Source organism: Sulfodiicoccus acidiphilus, assembly GCF_003967175.1.
Lineage (GTDB): Archaea > Thermoproteota > Thermoprotei_A > Sulfolobales > Sulfolobaceae > Sulfodiicoccus > Sulfodiicoccus acidiphilus.
In genome coordinates this window covers 2,140,659-2,154,412 of record NZ_AP018553.1, presented here as the reverse complement: position 1 = coordinate 2,154,412, position 13,754 = coordinate 2,140,659, and the positions used below count along the sequence as shown (strand labels likewise).

The 13,754-nt window shown below is 54.0% G+C and carries 14 protein-coding genes and 1 tRNA gene; 8 read left to right on the top strand and 7 right to left on the bottom strand.

The features are described 5' to 3' along the window. The first annotated feature begins 140 nt into the window (after positions 1 to 140). Positions 141 to 569, top strand: coding sequence for an SCP2 sterol-binding domain-containing protein (locus tag HS1genome_RS10845; protein ID WP_126451068.1), 429 nt, complete (start codon positions 141 to 143; stop codon positions 567 to 569). 12 nt (positions 570 to 581) lie between these two features. Further along, complete coding sequence (locus HS1genome_RS10840) at positions 582 to 1,622, top strand: alcohol dehydrogenase catalytic domain-containing protein (protein WP_126451067.1); 1,041 nt, start codon at positions 582 to 584, stop codon at positions 1,620 to 1,622. A gap of 87 nt (positions 1,623 to 1,709) precedes the next feature. On the opposite strand, the gene HS1genome_RS10835 is transcribed toward HS1genome_RS10840, so the two are convergent. The 3 genes from HS1genome_RS10835 to HS1genome_RS10825 all read right to left on the bottom strand — a co-directional run bounded on the left by HS1genome_RS10835 (position 1,710) and on the right by HS1genome_RS10825 (position 3,917). Beyond that, positions 1,710 to 2,036 carry a ferritin family protein gene (locus tag HS1genome_RS10835; protein ID WP_126451066.1) on the bottom strand — a complete coding sequence of 109 codons (327 nt, stop codon included), beginning with the start codon at positions 2,034 to 2,036 and terminating at the stop codon, positions 1,710 to 1,712. Continuing rightward, positions 2,023 to 2,505 (bottom strand): ferritin family protein, encoded by a 483-nt coding sequence (locus HS1genome_RS10830; RefSeq protein ID WP_126451065.1) that lies wholly within the window; start codon positions 2,503 to 2,505, stop codon positions 2,023 to 2,025. Before HS1genome_RS10830 ends, HS1genome_RS10835 begins: the two co-directional genes overlap by 14 nt. Positions 2,506 to 2,588: 83 nt before the next feature. Beyond that, positions 2,589 to 3,917, bottom strand: coding sequence for an aldehyde dehydrogenase family protein (locus tag HS1genome_RS10825; protein WP_126451064.1), 1,329 nt, complete (start codon positions 3,915 to 3,917; stop codon positions 2,589 to 2,591). 203 nt (positions 3,918 to 4,120) lie between these two features. On the opposite strand from HS1genome_RS10825, the gene HS1genome_RS10820 reads away from it, so the two are divergent. The 5 genes from HS1genome_RS10820 to HS1genome_RS13120 all read left to right on the top strand — a co-directional run bounded on the left by HS1genome_RS10820 (position 4,121) and on the right by HS1genome_RS13120 (position 7,646). After that, a complete protein-coding gene (locus HS1genome_RS10820; protein WP_126451063.1) occupies positions 4,121 to 4,936 on the top strand; it encodes an N-acyl homoserine lactonase family protein in 816 nt (271 codons plus the stop codon). Then, the gene (locus HS1genome_RS10815; RefSeq protein ID WP_229768274.1) at positions 4,933 to 6,237 is read left to right on the top strand and encodes a hydroxyacid-oxoacid transhydrogenase; all 1,305 of its coding nucleotides are present in this window, start codon (positions 4,933 to 4,935) and stop codon (positions 6,235 to 6,237) included. The genes HS1genome_RS10820 and HS1genome_RS10815 overlap by 4 nt, the downstream gene beginning before the upstream one ends. An 81-nt stretch (positions 6,238 to 6,318) precedes the next feature. Further along, a complete protein-coding gene (locus HS1genome_RS10810; RefSeq protein WP_126451062.1) occupies positions 6,319 to 7,068 on the top strand; it encodes a TatD family hydrolase in 750 nt (249 codons plus the stop codon). Positions 7,069 to 7,116: 48 nt separating this feature from the next. Then, positions 7,117 to 7,191, top strand: a tRNA-Val gene (locus tag HS1genome_RS10805). Between the two features lie 329 nt (positions 7,192 to 7,520). Continuing rightward, positions 7,521 to 7,646 carry a hypothetical protein gene (locus HS1genome_RS13120; protein ID WP_268243626.1) on the top strand — a complete coding sequence of 42 codons (126 nt, stop codon included), beginning with the start codon at positions 7,521 to 7,523 and terminating at the stop codon, positions 7,644 to 7,646. A 56-nt stretch (positions 7,647 to 7,702) separates the two neighbouring features. Here the strand turns inward: HS1genome_RS13120 and HS1genome_RS10800 are convergent, their stop codons facing one another. Genes HS1genome_RS10800 through HS1genome_RS10790 form a run of 3 tightly spaced genes read right to left on the bottom strand, consistent with a single transcriptional unit; the run spans position 7,703 to position 10,866 of the window. Continuing rightward, complete coding sequence (locus HS1genome_RS10800; protein ID WP_126451061.1) at positions 7,703 to 8,386, bottom strand: hypothetical protein; 684 nt, start codon at positions 8,384 to 8,386, stop codon at positions 7,703 to 7,705. Between the two features lie 30 nt (positions 8,387 to 8,416). Then, complete coding sequence (locus tag HS1genome_RS10795) at positions 8,417 to 10,441, bottom strand: xanthine dehydrogenase family protein molybdopterin-binding subunit (protein ID WP_126451060.1); 2,025 nt, start codon at positions 10,439 to 10,441, stop codon at positions 8,417 to 8,419. A 59-nt stretch (positions 10,442 to 10,500) separates the two neighbouring features. Further along, positions 10,501 to 10,866, bottom strand: coding sequence for a DUF2203 domain-containing protein (locus HS1genome_RS10790; protein ID WP_126451059.1), 366 nt, complete (start codon positions 10,864 to 10,866; stop codon positions 10,501 to 10,503). A 54-nt stretch (positions 10,867 to 10,920) separates the two neighbouring features. Between HS1genome_RS10790 and HS1genome_RS10785 the strand changes: the two genes are divergently transcribed. Continuing rightward, positions 10,921 to 11,835, top strand: coding sequence for a sodium:calcium antiporter (locus HS1genome_RS10785; RefSeq protein WP_126451058.1), 915 nt, complete (start codon positions 10,921 to 10,923; stop codon positions 11,833 to 11,835). On the opposite strand, the gene panB is transcribed toward HS1genome_RS10785, so the two are convergent. Next, on the bottom strand, positions 11,796 to 12,623 hold the full coding sequence (gene panB / locus HS1genome_RS10780; RefSeq protein WP_126451057.1) for a 3-methyl-2-oxobutanoate hydroxymethyltransferase: 828 nt from the start codon (positions 12,621 to 12,623) through the stop codon (positions 11,796 to 11,798). The genes HS1genome_RS10785 and panB overlap by 40 nt on opposite strands. Between the last annotated feature and the right edge of the window lie 1,131 nt (positions 12,624 to 13,754).

The window sequence follows — 13,754 nt, the reverse complement described above, 5'->3', positions numbered from 1 at the left end:
GCCCTCTGCTCTTACACTACGTTTAAGGTGGGGCTGTGAAGCGGTAAATCCCCACCTCGACGATGCCCCTTCCGTGACCACGGAGTAAACTCACGTAGGGTTGACTCAACATTAAAAAGGTCAATTAACTATATTTAGTTATGTCCCTGGTTTACCCGAGCAGGGAGTGGGCAGAGGCCTATTGTAAGGCCCTTTCCGAGGACAAAGCGTATAACGACGCTGGGAAGGGCTGGCAGTGGGACGTAGTATTGTCGGTCGTCAACCTCCCCACGGAGTTGTCCAGACAACTCAACGCCGATAAGGCGGCCCTCAAGCTCCAACTAAGAGAGGGGAAGTGTTTAGGGGTTGAGTTCGCGATTGGAGCGGTGCCCGACGCTCCCTACGTTCTAGAGGCAGACTACTCGACGTGGAGTAAAGTGATACAGGGGAAACTCGAAGTGGTTGGGGCAATGCTCTCAGGAACAATTAGACTCAAAAGGGGGAGCATGGTGAGCCTAGCGAGGTACACCAACGCTGCTGTAGCGATGGCGAGGGTGACCACTAAGTTGAGCACGAAGTTCTTGAGCTAGGAGGCCTCAATAATGAGGGCGGCCGTCTACGACGGAGCAGGTGGACTCAAGCTAGTTAATAGAGAGAAACCCTTACCAGGCGATGGGGAGATCCTAGTCAGGGTGGCGGCATCGGGGGTGTGTCACTCGGACGTCCACCTCCTCAAATCGGAGCTCCTCCCAGTCCAAGAGGGCTTCGTCCTAGGCCACGAGGTCTCGGGGTGGGTGGAAGCCCTGGGCCCTGGGACAACCAACTCGTACGGACTTTCACCTGGGGACCAAGTGGTCGTTTCTTGGATCTTGCCTTGCGGGAAGTGCAGGTACTGTGCTACAGGCAAGGAGAACTACTGCAGAACCTCCCTGAGCAGGATGACAGGTATAATGGGAATTCAGGGCGGACACGCCGACTACCTCGCCGTCCCAGAAATAGGAGTAATACCGCTGGCTAAGGGCGTCGACGTACACCTCGCCGCACCAATAAGTTGCGCTTACGGAACTGCCTACAACGCCTTGAAAAACGCGGGTGCAGGACCTTCCCAGAGCTTGGTCGTGGTGGGAACGGGAGGCGTGGGTTCGTCAGCTGTCCAACTGGCCTCTGCCATGGGCATGTACCCCATCATTGCAGTGGACGTAGTACCGGAGAAGTTAGAGAAGGTGCAGCGTCTCGGAGCGACCCATGTAGTAGATGCCTCCAAGGGGGAAGTGGCGTCCGCTGTGAACGAGTTGTTGCCAGAAGGGGCAGATGTAGTTTACGAGACCAAGCCCAACCCTGACCTTCAGCTCGCCATGGACGTGATTTCTCGAGCTGGGACGATAGTGGTGACGGGCCTAGGTAGTCAGGGCTCTGGATTCTCCGTCCCAACTAACCTCTTCGTCAACAAAGGAATCAGGATCGTAGGAAGCCTGGGATATAGACCAAGGATAGACCTTCCAGAGCTAGTCACAATGGTGGCCTCCAAGAGGCTAGATCCGAGTAAGCTGATCACTCATCGGTACTCTCCTGAGCGCATCGGTGAGGCCTATGCTAACTTGGAAAAGGGTCTGCACCTCAGGGCTATAGTTGATTGGAATTAAGAATTGACGCCTAAGTCACGCAGGCCCATCTTCCCCACCTGCTGAGGCGTCATGTACCTCGCCCTCTCTATCACGGATAGCCTGTACCTAAACTGAGAGAGCGTAGTTAATATACTCCTTGGGATCCGCTATCCCAGATGGCGCCTGTTCGTAGCCCTGGAAGAAGCCCTGTACTACTCCTAAGGCCAGCGGCGTCATCTCCTCCATTCTTTTCATGAACGTCTCTAACGCCCTATCTCCGTATTGTGACACCAGCCTAGAAATGAGGTATGTGCCGAAGGCTATATGTCTCGACTCGTCCCTCATTACGTTCCTTATCATCGAAAGGAGAGTGGGCATGGTCTTTAGCTCCTCTAGTGTCCTTATGTAGCCGTGGTACGCGGTCTCAGCTAGAACACCTTCAACTACCATCATGTAAGTTGTGGCAGCCCTCACTTGTGTCTCTGGAGACCGATCCGTCGAGAGGGAGTTTATCTTTCCCGCCAGAGACCCCGTCCGTGAGGGCGGGGTAGTTTACGGCTCTGGGTAACTCTTCGTAGAATATCTTCCGGTATGAGGGATTTTTTCTATATAGAAGGTAGTGTCCAAGGAGGGCGCCACGAAGTCCAGTGCCCTGGCGAACGCCCTCAGTGTGTTTGGACTCCTCGAAGAGGAACTGTTCGAGGTACATTTGTTCTTCCAGCCTCCCCTCCTTCGTCAGGACGGACATGAGGGGAGAGAGGTCCCAGGTCACAGCTTCCTCTCCTGCCCCGAAAAGGACCGTGAGTTGGAGCAAGGCCTTCCTCGTTAGCGATTCCAGCTTCTCCCAATCTTCAGAGTCGGCCCTGAAGTCAAGGTCCGCGGGATCCCAGAATAACTTCTTCCCGAGCTGGTAGAGCCTCATTGGGAACTTTTCCCAGTCTACCCTCCTAGAGGAAGTTAGGAAGAGTTTGTCCCTCTTTATACTTGAATTTTCGTTTTCTAACCTTAATTTGCTTTAGGCTGAACCCAGACCGACTTAACGTTAGTGAACTCTAGAAGTCCGAACCTAGACAGTTCCCTCCCCACACCACTCTTCTTCACCCCTCCAAACGGAAGTCTAGGGTCAGATGCCACGACCTTGTTCACAAAAACCATCCCCGCCTCTATGTCTGGAATCAATCTTTCTGCCTCTTCTGGGTCTCCCCATATGGATGCCCCGAGGCCGAAGGGAGTGTCGTTAGCCAACTCCACGGCCTCCTCGTTCCTTCTGAACTCCTTGAGCAGAGCCACTGGTCCGAACACTTCCTCGTTGAAGGGACTAGCGGACTCCACCACAGTGGGAGGGACGAAGTTCCTCATCCTGAGGTCTTGGGCTTCAACCACTTTGCCGACCTTCCTTAACCTGTCCACCTGCCCTCTTACAGTGTCGTACTGTTCGCTGCTGGACAGAGGACCGAGAAACGTGTCTTCCCTCAGAGGATCACCCGATTTCACCTCTCTGAACTGGTCCAGTAACATTTCCCTGAACTCCTCATAGACGTCGGAGTGAACTATGAATCTCTTGGAGGCAATGCAACTCTGTCCATTGTTCTGCAACCTGGCGAACACTGCGTTCCTAACGGTACTCTCCAAGTCTGCGCTGGGGAGGACTATGAATGGGTCAGAACCCCCAAGTTCAAGGACCACCTTCTTAACATGCCTGCCCGCGATTTCACCTATTTTAGCACCTACAGGGGTAGAACCGGTGAAACTGACTCCGTCAACCTTCTCTATGAGAGGCTCGACGTTCCCTCCCCTCATCACCAAGGACCTGAAGACCGGCAGATCGAATATTTCTTGCAGGAACAGGCTGGTGCCGGTTACGATGGAAGCATGTTTAAGCACTACCCCGTTTCCTGCCAACAGGGCTGGGACGGCAGCCCTCATCACCTGCCACGTCGGGAAGTTCCAAGGCATCACTAGGAGCACCACCCCTAAAGGGTCGAACCTGACGTAACTTCTGAAGGCCTCCGTCTTCACATGCTCAGGGGCCAGCATCGACTCCACGTTCTCGATCATGTAGTCCATGAGCCACAGGTCCTTTTTGACCTCTGATAGACTCTGAGAGATCGGTTTACCCATCTCCATCGTCATCAACCTGGCCACTTCCTTCTCTCTCGCCTCTAGCCTCTTCCTCACCTCCCTCAAGACCTCCAGCCTAGCACCGACGTCCTTCCTCCACTCTCTCTGAGCTCGTCTGACCTCATCGATCTTAGCCGTGGCGGAGGCGAGGGAATCTTCCTGGTACTCTCCTAGAATTTCTCCAGTGTAGGGATTGATGGTCTTGATGGCCACTCTTAGATGTACCGTTGAACGGCTTATATTTTGTAAAAATGGAGAGTTTGACTTTGAGGCCGGATGGGCGTTGGATTACAACCGCTTTATCTCTTAGTCCCCGTCTTTGTACTACCTAACTTTGCACGTCATTCAAATTTGTTACTTAGTATATCGTTAACAATGGAACACAAAATTTTTATTCAGATGAGAAATAGTTGCGCATGGTCGCAGAAAAGATCTACCTCTTAGACTTGGGTTGGCTGGGAGGAGATCTAGGTTGGTTCTTGCCTGGGGCAGCTGGAGGCGCTTTGACCAATTCAAATAAGTCTCCGAAAAGAGAGTGGGTGGAAATACCAGTCACTGCGGCCCTGGTACAGCACAAAGATGGCTACGTTCTCTTCGACACCGGCATAGCTCCGGACGCCATGCAGACTCACGCCAAGGGTCTAATGGACGTGTTCCCTATCATTAAGTTCTCCGAGGAGAACAGGATAGAGAGGCAACTAATGAAGGTCGGAATCAAGCCCAGTGACGTGAGCTTTGTCGTGATCTCCCACCTCCACTTGGATCACATAGGTCAGGCGCTACCTTTCAAGGACGCGAAAGTCCCCATCCTAGTACAGAAGAAGGAACTTGAGTATGCCCTCTACATGCTGTGGCAGGGCAAAGGTGGGGCCTATGACCTTGCTGACCTAGAGCCTCTAAAGGGAGCCAACTGGGTCCCCATAGACGACCGGACTTTCCAGTTGCTTGACGGTGTCGAGTTAGAGTTCACAGGTGGACATACCCCAGGACACCAGGTGATGCATGTCTCCACGCGAGGAGGCAACAACTACACTTTCACTGGGGACTACCTCCACATCCCTCAGGAGTACGAACTAGAGGCAAAGGGCTGGCTACTCAGCGACGCCGATGAGTGGCATTCCTACATAAGGAAACTGAAGGTCAGAGAGAGGGCTAGGAAGGCCAAGATAGTCTTGAGTCACGACCCAGGACTATGGAACAAGTTCCCCTCTGCTCCCAAGGGGTTAGAGTGATCCCGTTGGATCCGGCCTTTCTCGCTTACTCTCCTCTCAACGACGCAGTTTTCGTCATAAATATTCCTCAGGTCAAGTTCGGCCTCGGCTCCACCAAGGAAGTCGGATACGAGGCTAAGAGGCTGGGAGTCAGGAACGTCCTATTGGTTGTGGGGAGGAAGTTGAGAGGAACCAAGTTGATGGAGGAGGTGAGGTCGCGTCTCGAAAGTGAAGGGGTGACGGTCAACATCACCGACCATGTAAGGGTGGAGCCCGAGGACACGGAGCTCGTTGAGGCTTACAGGGAAATAAAGGACATGAAAATAGACGGCTTCGTCGCACTTGGAGGCGGCTCTACCATAGACACAGCCAAGGTTCTGAACCTACTTTACACCTACCCTGCAGACTTGAACGACTACATAAACAGGCCTATAGGGAAGGGTATCTCCCCTCCAGGACCGCTCAAACCAATGATAGCCATCCCCACTACGGCTGGAACTGGGAGCGAGAACACTAACGTCGCTATATTTGACGTCACTCGCCTAAAGGTGAAGACTGGGATAAGCAACCAATATCTGAGACCGTCTATAGCCATAGTAGACCCTCTAAACACTGTGACCCTCCCACCCATGGTTACTGCCTCCTCTGGACTAGACGTCCTTAATCACGCTATAGAGTCCTTCACTGCCCACCCCTACACTGCCAGGCCTGCGGTTTCCAACCCCGCCGATAGGCCTGTCTACGCAGGCTCGACTCCGATAGGAGACCTCTTCGCGTCAGAGGCCGTGAGGTGGGTACATCGCTACCTAAAGAGAGCCTATGCTGACCCATACGACTTGGAGGCGAGGTACTACATGACTCTTGGGGCAAGCGTTGCGGGAATTGGCTTCGGGCACGCTGGGGTCCACGTGCCTCACGCTATGGCATACCCGATAGCGGGCATGTTGAGGAGGTGGTACCCAGAGGACTACGAGTTTGGCTACCCCATAGCACCCCACGGGATTAGCACTGCGATCCCAGCTGCCTACGCCTTCAGGTATCTATCCCCGTTCGCCGAGGAGAGGTTCTCGGCGGTGGTGAGGGCTTTGGGCATGGAGCCAGACCCTGGAAGGGTCGGGGATCAGCTTTTCGAATATTACGTGAAGCTATTGAGCTCCCTTAAAGTCCCCACCAGCCTGAGGGAACTTGACTTCACCTCGCAAGACCTGGAGGACCTAGTAAAAGGGACCCTAGCGCAGCAGAGGCTCCTGGGGCTATCCCCGAAGCAAGTAGGGAGGAGGGATTTGGAGGAGATCTTCAGGAGCGCCTTAGAGGGCGGTTAGCTTCACCGGTAGGCCTAGGAACCTAGCCACGTCCTCTGAGTTCTAGATGAACGTTTTTACCTCCTGGTTGAGACTCACTCTGTGCTTTACGACGTTCACGCCCACCTCGAGACTCCCGAGTTCGAAAAGGACAGAGACGAGGTCTTATCTCGTTGCAGCGTAGTAGTTGTCAACGCTGGGGTGGACCTCAAGAGCAACTTGGCTGCTCTAGAGCTAGCGTCCATGTATTGGAACGTCCTTCCAGCCGTCGGTTTTCACCCAGAGTTCGTCGCCGAAAAAATGAACGAGTTGGAAGACAGCCTTTCGTTGGTATCTAAGGTGACCGTGATAAGTGAGGTGGGATTGGACTATTTCTGGGTGAAGGAGCCCGAATCCAGGAAGGCTCAGAGGGAAGTCTTCTCCAAGTTCCTGGAACTTGGAGAGAGACAGGGAAAGCCCCTCGTTATTCACGTGAGGGGAGGAATGAACGAAGCATTAGATCTCTTAGGATCACACGAGGTTAGGTTTGCTCTCCATGCGTTCGAGGGGAATGCGAGGGACGCCTTGAGGGCAGTGGACCTCGGCGGATTCATCTCGTTCCCTCCCGTTCTCGTCAGAGACAGGAACAGGCAGGAAGTACTCAAGAAGCTTCCGTTGAGTAGCGTCCTCACTGAGACGGACTCGCCGTTCCTAGGTCCAACTCGGTCGGTGAGGAACGAGCCCTGCAACGTAGCACTGACACTTCAGAAGATATCCTCGTTGGTCGGGAGTAAGCTTGAGGATGTTGAAGAAGTGGTATCTAAGAATACGCTTTCACTAATACCCCAACTCAAGGAACTCCGACCACGTTGAAGGAAGGTAGCGCAGAACATATATATCCTTGGTATTTACGGTATGAGGGGGCCCGTCGTCTAGCCTGGTTAGGACGCCGCCCTGACATGGCGGAGGTCCTGGGTTCGAGTCCCAGCGGGCCCATAATTTTAGTGCCTTTCCTCTAGAGAGGAGTTCACGGTCGAACCAGGGGACGTGAAACTCTCCAACGGAGACGCGTCCTCTCTTGTAGGGTTCTGGCGGGTTTCTGACAATTTTTCGGGATCGTCCCTAACCTCAATTCCACTAAGGAAATGTGAAAGGAGTGCACGACTACCTCTCCTAGCTAGTCAGTGAGAGTTGATAAAACGAACTCCCCCGAGGGAGTAAACTAAACGCCAGCATCGAAGACAGTCGCAGACAGGGTGAGCGTCGATACGATGCCCTGGCTAGGGAGAATGTTATGTATACGCCCTCAAGCTAAAGGCCATATCATGAGCGGCAATCTATGCGGACTCTACGTCGAAGACTGGACGATACTCGTCTGTGGTACTCCACCCTCCACCGTTGGGCGAAGTGAAGCGATGAAGCAGGACGCTCCGACCGTGACGGCAGGGTAGCTCTCGAATAGATATTCGCCCAAGTCTAGTAGATCATTTATTGCTGCTAGGGAAGTTCACTGGGCTGAGCTGATCTCCTTCACCTTTCCTTCTCCGATCGCTCGAATCAGATCCAGTCCATCCTCCTTCTTTAGTTCTTGATAGGCAGATAGCGTCTTCAAGCTTACTGTTGTGAGGTCGGCCGACGTGAAGAACGCGCCCTCCGAGTGCACTACCACCGTTCCCGTGAAGATAGGTGCCTGGACCACTTCGAGGCTCCTTCTTATCTCCTCTCGTACCGTGCCGATCTCGATTTTCAGTCTCTCAAGGCCCTCAACTTTCAATTGGAGTTCAATTCTGGCGTCCCTAGAAAGCTTCCTGAGCTCAACTAGGAGCGCGACTGCGAGTGCAGCCATTGGAGGTACTACGAGCAAATGAATAGGCAGCCTCAGGTACGTAACCGGCATCAGGACCACCACTATAAAAGGGATGAGTATCGAAAGTCTCGAAAGGGTAATGGCTTTTCCCCTACACTTCTCCACTCCCCTCTTAGCTATGTTCTCTTCAACAAGTCCGTAGGATCTCCTCTGATTGTCCAGCCAAGGGCCCCATTCTCTATCGCACGTAACTAATTTGATCTTGACTCCGCTAGCGGCCCTCAACAGTAAAGCGTTCGCATACTCTTCGTCGAGCTTGGGTGTAGCCAAAACGATGTCGCTCATCCTGTTAATGGGTACGGAATCTACTACCCTGTACTCCACCTATTAGACTAAACGGAGGTGGGTAAAAAACTAGGAGCTACACAGTTTCTCCGGCAGCACTGGTATCTTACGGAGTTTCCCGCCTAAGGCCTTCTCCAATGACAGGAAAGTCCCCGCCATAGCTCCGATAGTCCCGCTTTCACCCACTCCCCGAGCGCCGTGAGGTAACTGTGACGGGAACTCCACTAGCTCCACCTTCACTCTCGGCGCTTGGGAGGCCTTCGGGAATCCAGCCTCTACCATAGTTCCGAACTCTGGTGTGCCTTCCGGAGAGTATTTAGCCTCCTCCCAAAGGGCCTCTGCTATGCCTTGCATAACACCTCCGATTACTTGAGCCTCTGCGTCCTGTCTATTCAACACTTTCCCCACATCATCCACTCCAAATACATCTTCGACCATGGGATAGCAGGTTTCGCGGTCGACCTTCACCGCCACGACGTAAGCACCTGGAGAGAAAATGGGATCCGCTTTGTAGAACACCTCCACCTCCACTTCCCCTAATGTCTTCGCTGCCTCCATCAAGTCCCCATCGCCCACCTTTTCTCGCAACCTAGTGAGCGCTGTCACCAATGCCGCTCCACCAACAGAGGCGCTCCTGCTGCCGAACGTGCCAATCGCCTCCTTTAGTTCAGTGGTATCAGCGAACCTCACCTTCACGAACTTGGGATCTACACCAAGCGTTCGAGCTGCCAAGTTGGTGAAAGTCGTTAAGTGGGCCTGGCCGTGAGGCCTAGATCCCACCACTATCTCCACCCCTTTCGGGGTCAACCTTGCCTTGGCACTCTCCCCAGGTGAAGCCGATACGAAGGCCGAGAACACCACCAACGAGACTGTCCTCCCCTTGGATTTCCAGTCTCTATATACCGACTCGGCCCTTCTGAGTACCTCCTCGTAGCCTGCTGGATCTACCCGGTTCCCTAGCGGTGTAGTGTACTCTCCCCTTATCAGGTTCTTTCTCCTGAGCTCCACTGGATCTGCACCTAACTCGTCCGCTAGATCGTTCATGAGAGCCTCGTGGGCCAGCGCTGCCTCCGGCCTCCCTGCTCCCCTGTAAGGCCCAGTAGGAGGCGCGTTAGTGAAGACGGATACGGCCTTAACTTCGGCGGCCTTCATTACGTAAGGCCCAGTTATGAGCCTAGCTGGGAACGATGCCATCATTGCGTTGATGGTGAAGTTATAGGCCCCTACGTCATGTATTACCTTACCTTTCACTCCGACTAACGTTCCGTCCTTCTTCGCGTAAAGGGTGGCATCTATTATCATACCCTTTCCCTGGGTGGGGTTAGTTAGGTGCTCTCTCCTAGTCTCTACCCATTTGACGGGCCTATGCAGTTTGATGGACGCGATGGATGCCAACACGTATTCAGGGTATGCAGGAGTCTTGTTGCCGAACGCTCCTCCCGTGTCAGACGAGAAAACCCTCACCTTCTCTGGCGGTATTCCAAGTACCTCCGTGAGGTCGTTCCTCACGCGGAAGGGCGATTGCGTGGAAACGTAGATATCTAGTACCTCGTCGTGGTAGTTCGCTACGACCCCCTTAGGCTCGGTGGGATTGGCCACCACCCTGGCCATCTCGATCCTTCTGTTTACTTGCACCTGAGCATCCCTGAACGCTGATAGGTCACCTCCTTTGAGTGCGGTCTCATTGCACACGTTCCCTGGGACGTCCTCGTGTATCTGGACCTTTGGGTCCTCCAGTTCTAAAGAAGGTTCTAGCGGGTCGTAATCCGCTCCTACGTCCTCAAGAACGTCCTCTCCATCATATCTATCTTCGGCGACTATCGCAGCCACTGGCTGACCGTAGAAGTTCACTCTACCGTCGGCTAGAACGGGCATCCTCTTGACCTTAGCACCAGGCAGCGTCAGAGCCGGCATGTAGAACTTCACACCTTCCCACGTTAGGAAAAGTAGCGACTTGCTAGGGGCCCCTAACGATGTTACCTTAGCTCTAGCATAGGGAGACCTGAGCACGTGAAGACTCAACTCTCCAGGAAGCTTCACGTCGTCGAGGTACTTTCCCTTTCCGAGGATGAACGGTAAATCTTCCCACTGCATGCGTTCACATGGTAACGTGGTCTTTTTAGCTTAGGCCCGTGGTCCGAGACGGGTTCCGTTCACCTCAGGCTTAATACTTCTTCCTCTCCAGTTAGCCTCCTACGGCCTTTGAACCCGTCCTCCGCATAATGCCAATGCGAGACATCCTCTTCATCGATCAACCAGCAGAGGTAGGCGGGTCTGCCGTTTACGACGGCTGGGAAATCTACAAGTCCCTTATCTAAGTCTCTTATTACTACACCCTTAGACACTATCTCCCTGAGCGAGCGATCGATCTCCATGGAGTACCTCAATACGAGCACCCTATCTCCTCCAACCATGTTCTTCTCAACCTCAACCTTCATTTCTCTCAACTTCTTCAGCGTATCTCGTAGCCAAGGGAGCAACTCTCTGGCAGTCTCCACGTCGAAGTAAGGGTACTCCACACTAAATTCTCTCTGCAAGGCTTAATAAGAGGGCCTTCCATAGTATTATGTAAGTTGCTGGCCGTACTTCTGGCCTACTTGGTGGCTTTCGGCGCCGCCTCTATGGCAGTTGCCGCGGCCGCAGACATGCTAGAGGACTACTTGGGACAGGGGTTCACTGGAGGTGTACTCCTAGGTTTGCTCAGTTCACTTCCAGAGACCATCTTTGTGGCATCGGCCACCATGAGGGGTGATCTCCAAGTGGCCCTGGGCTCTGCAGTTGGCGGCAACCTCATCCTACTCACATTGGGAGCGTTCATAGTGGTCCTAGTGTACTTTCTGAAGTGGAGGAGGCCTGTGACCATGAGGGAGGACTTCAGAGTCGAACTCTCTTTCATGGGAGCGAGCTCGGTTGTGTTGTTTGCAGTAGTGTTAGCTAAGGTGATAAACGTCTGGTTCTCCATAGCCTTCGTGTCCATCTACGCCGTTTACGTATTCACGAGGGTACGGAGGGTGAAGGAGAGGCCGTCCCAGATACCTCCTTCCGTCGCTCTTAAGGCGGGGCTGCTCATGGGGAGCGCCGCGGCAGCGCTGATCTTCCTATCAAAAGGCTTCGTGCAGCAGATAGAGGAGACGTCTCTCTCCGTAGGGATACCACCTATAGTCCTGGCCATGCTGATCTCCCCTGTAGCGGCGGAAATGGAGGAGAGCCTCAGTGCTCTCGCCATGGCATCAAGGTTCGAAGGTGGAGGATCGATGGCCCTAGTTAGTTTCATGGGCAGTAAGATAGAAAACATGACCGTCTTGTTGGCTATCGTCGGACTGGGTGGAGCAGCCGTGGGGAATTACTCCGTTTACCTGGGGGCGGTATTGCTAGCCAACGCAGCGTTCACCCTGACGTTGATGGACGGTAAGGTGACGCTTAGGGAAGCTGGAGGACTTCTATTGGCTTACGTCACCTTAGTAGCGTTCTCTTTGGCGTTCAGGTGAGGTTTCCTTTCCTTGTAGTTTTCACTAGACGGAAAACTGCCCGACTTCACATCTCTGACGTACTCCTGCACTGCTGCCCTTATCTCCTCCCTTAGGTTCCTATACATCCTAGCGAAGTAAGGCCTCACGTCACTCATTCCTAGGATGTCGTGAATTACGAGAACCTGTCCGTCGCAGTGAGGACCTGCACCTATGCATATCGTGGGAACCGAAAGGGACTCCGTCACCGCTCTAGCAGCCTCGGCGTAACTGTTCTCCACCACCACCGAAAACGCTCCTGCCCTCTCGAGGGCCTTAGCGTCCTCTACGAGCTGATCCACTTCGGAACCCATTGTCCTATACCCGCCTATTCTGAGGACTCTCTGAGGCGTAAGTCCTACGTGTCCCATGACGGGTATACCGGCCCTCACCAAGGCACTAACCACTTCCGTCACTTCCTTTCCCCCTTCTATCTTCACCGCCTCGGCTCCACACCTAACTAATCTTGCGGCGTTCTCCAGAGCCCTCTCCACGGAGATTTCATAGCTCATGAAAGGCATGTCCGCTACTATTAACTGAGGGGGCCTAGCCCTCGCCACCGCCCTCGTGAACATCTCCATATCTTCCATGGTGACTGGAAGGGTCGAGTCGTACCCCAGTACGTTCATTCCTCCCGAGTCTCCCACCAGGATAGAGTCGAGTTCCGTCTCTGCCAACGCCTTGGCCGTGGGAAAGTCGTAGGCTGTAAGGACAGTTATCTTCTCCTTCCCCTTTTTCTTCACAATATCCCTCCACGTCTTCTTGTTCATGGCCAGAGGTGGTTACTTGTACATTTTAGTTTGCTGCAGAACGTATGTTCTACTTGGGGAGTCATACAATATGTTTCGTGAATTTGACGTGGATTACCCCTCTTGTACAAAAGTCTGACATAGGTGACACATCATCTACGCTTATGGAAGATGCCGAGATCGGTGAGGCGGCCAAGCGACGGTCTGTGTGGTTCGCCGTCCCGACGAACTCGACTTCTATCCCCTCCAATAGCCCTTCCCTACGTACGAACACCAGCGGGTTTGCGTCGTGCACTTAGGGGACCTTTGTTGTTTGGAACAGGGAGGGCGACCTTCGTGGAAACGGTAGCTCCGATCCTTCGACCCTCCAAGACATCGAGGAGTTTGGAACGAAGAGGACGTTTAAATTGACATTCCCGGCCCTGAAAGGCGAGGCTTTCGATCCTTTGTAAATTAGGGCGTTCAAAGGGAGTGAAAAATCTTTGGCGAAGGTCAATCGACCCCTCGGAACCCCTCCTGGCCCCCGCGAACGACTACGTCGAAGCGATGCGTTCCACCCCGTTCCGGTAGAAGGAGAACTTCCCGGACCCAGAAGGGAGTGTCAGGTGAAATACGCGGGGGAGCTATACGTCGCGTTGAGGTAGGAGTTAGACCTACCTTCTAAGGTGGCCGAGGACCGTTGTAGGGACGCGCTCTCGGCGCGCGATCTGCACGACGACCCTAGGGTCGCTCCCCCAGCGAGGGTAAACGGCGCGGTCGACGCAGGGAGTCGAAAGCTGGGGTGGCGGGAGCCGGCGACCTCCAGATCTCCGGCCCGAGGAACTCGGGCCGGGAGAGGGGAAGCCGGCAGTCGAGGACGCGAGCGAACTACCGGGAGTTTCGCGACGAACCGTATTTGATGTAGCCGTCCAGCGCCTGACCGAGTGGAGGGCTACGAAGCGCGGCCTCGTCTAACGCGTCGACCCCAGATCCCCTCTCACGTCCCAAGTGCGAGCGAAAGGCGGAAGGGAGGACACCGTCGGTTTAAGTGCACTCGCGGTCGCTAGGACGACCGCGACGTCGCGGCGGCTAACCTGAACGGGAGGGGTCCTCCGACCCTCTCGACCGCCCCTCAGGGATGTAACCCCGAATCGGTGGGGGAGGAAGTCAGAA

Coding starts and splice junctions, on each gene's coding strand:
- HS1genome_RS10845 (WP_126451068.1), top strand. CDS start 141: ATGTCCCTGGTTTACCCGAGCAGGGAGTGGGCAGAGGCCTATTGTAAG.
- HS1genome_RS10840 (WP_126451067.1), top strand. CDS start 582: ATGAGGGCGGCCGTCTACGACGGAGCAGGTGGACTCAAGCTAGTTAAT.
- HS1genome_RS10835 (WP_126451066.1), bottom strand. CDS start 2,036: ATGATGGTAGTTGAAGGTGTTCTAGCTGAGACCGCGTACCACGGCTAC.
- HS1genome_RS10830 (WP_126451065.1), bottom strand. CDS start 2,505: ATGAGGCTCTACCAGCTCGGGAAGAAGTTATTCTGGGATCCCGCGGAC.
- HS1genome_RS10820 (WP_126451063.1), top strand. CDS start 4,121: ATGGTCGCAGAAAAGATCTACCTCTTAGACTTGGGTTGGCTGGGAGGA.
- HS1genome_RS13120 (WP_268243626.1), top strand. CDS start 7,521: ATGAGCGGCAATCTATGCGGACTCTACGTCGAAGACTGGACGATACTC.
- HS1genome_RS10795 (WP_126451060.1), bottom strand. CDS start 10,441: ATGCAGTGGGAAGATTTACCGTTCATCCTCGGAAAGGGAAAGTACCTC.
- panB (WP_126451057.1), bottom strand. CDS start 12,623: ATGAACAAGAAGACGTGGAGGGATATTGTGAAGAAAAAGGGGAAGGAG.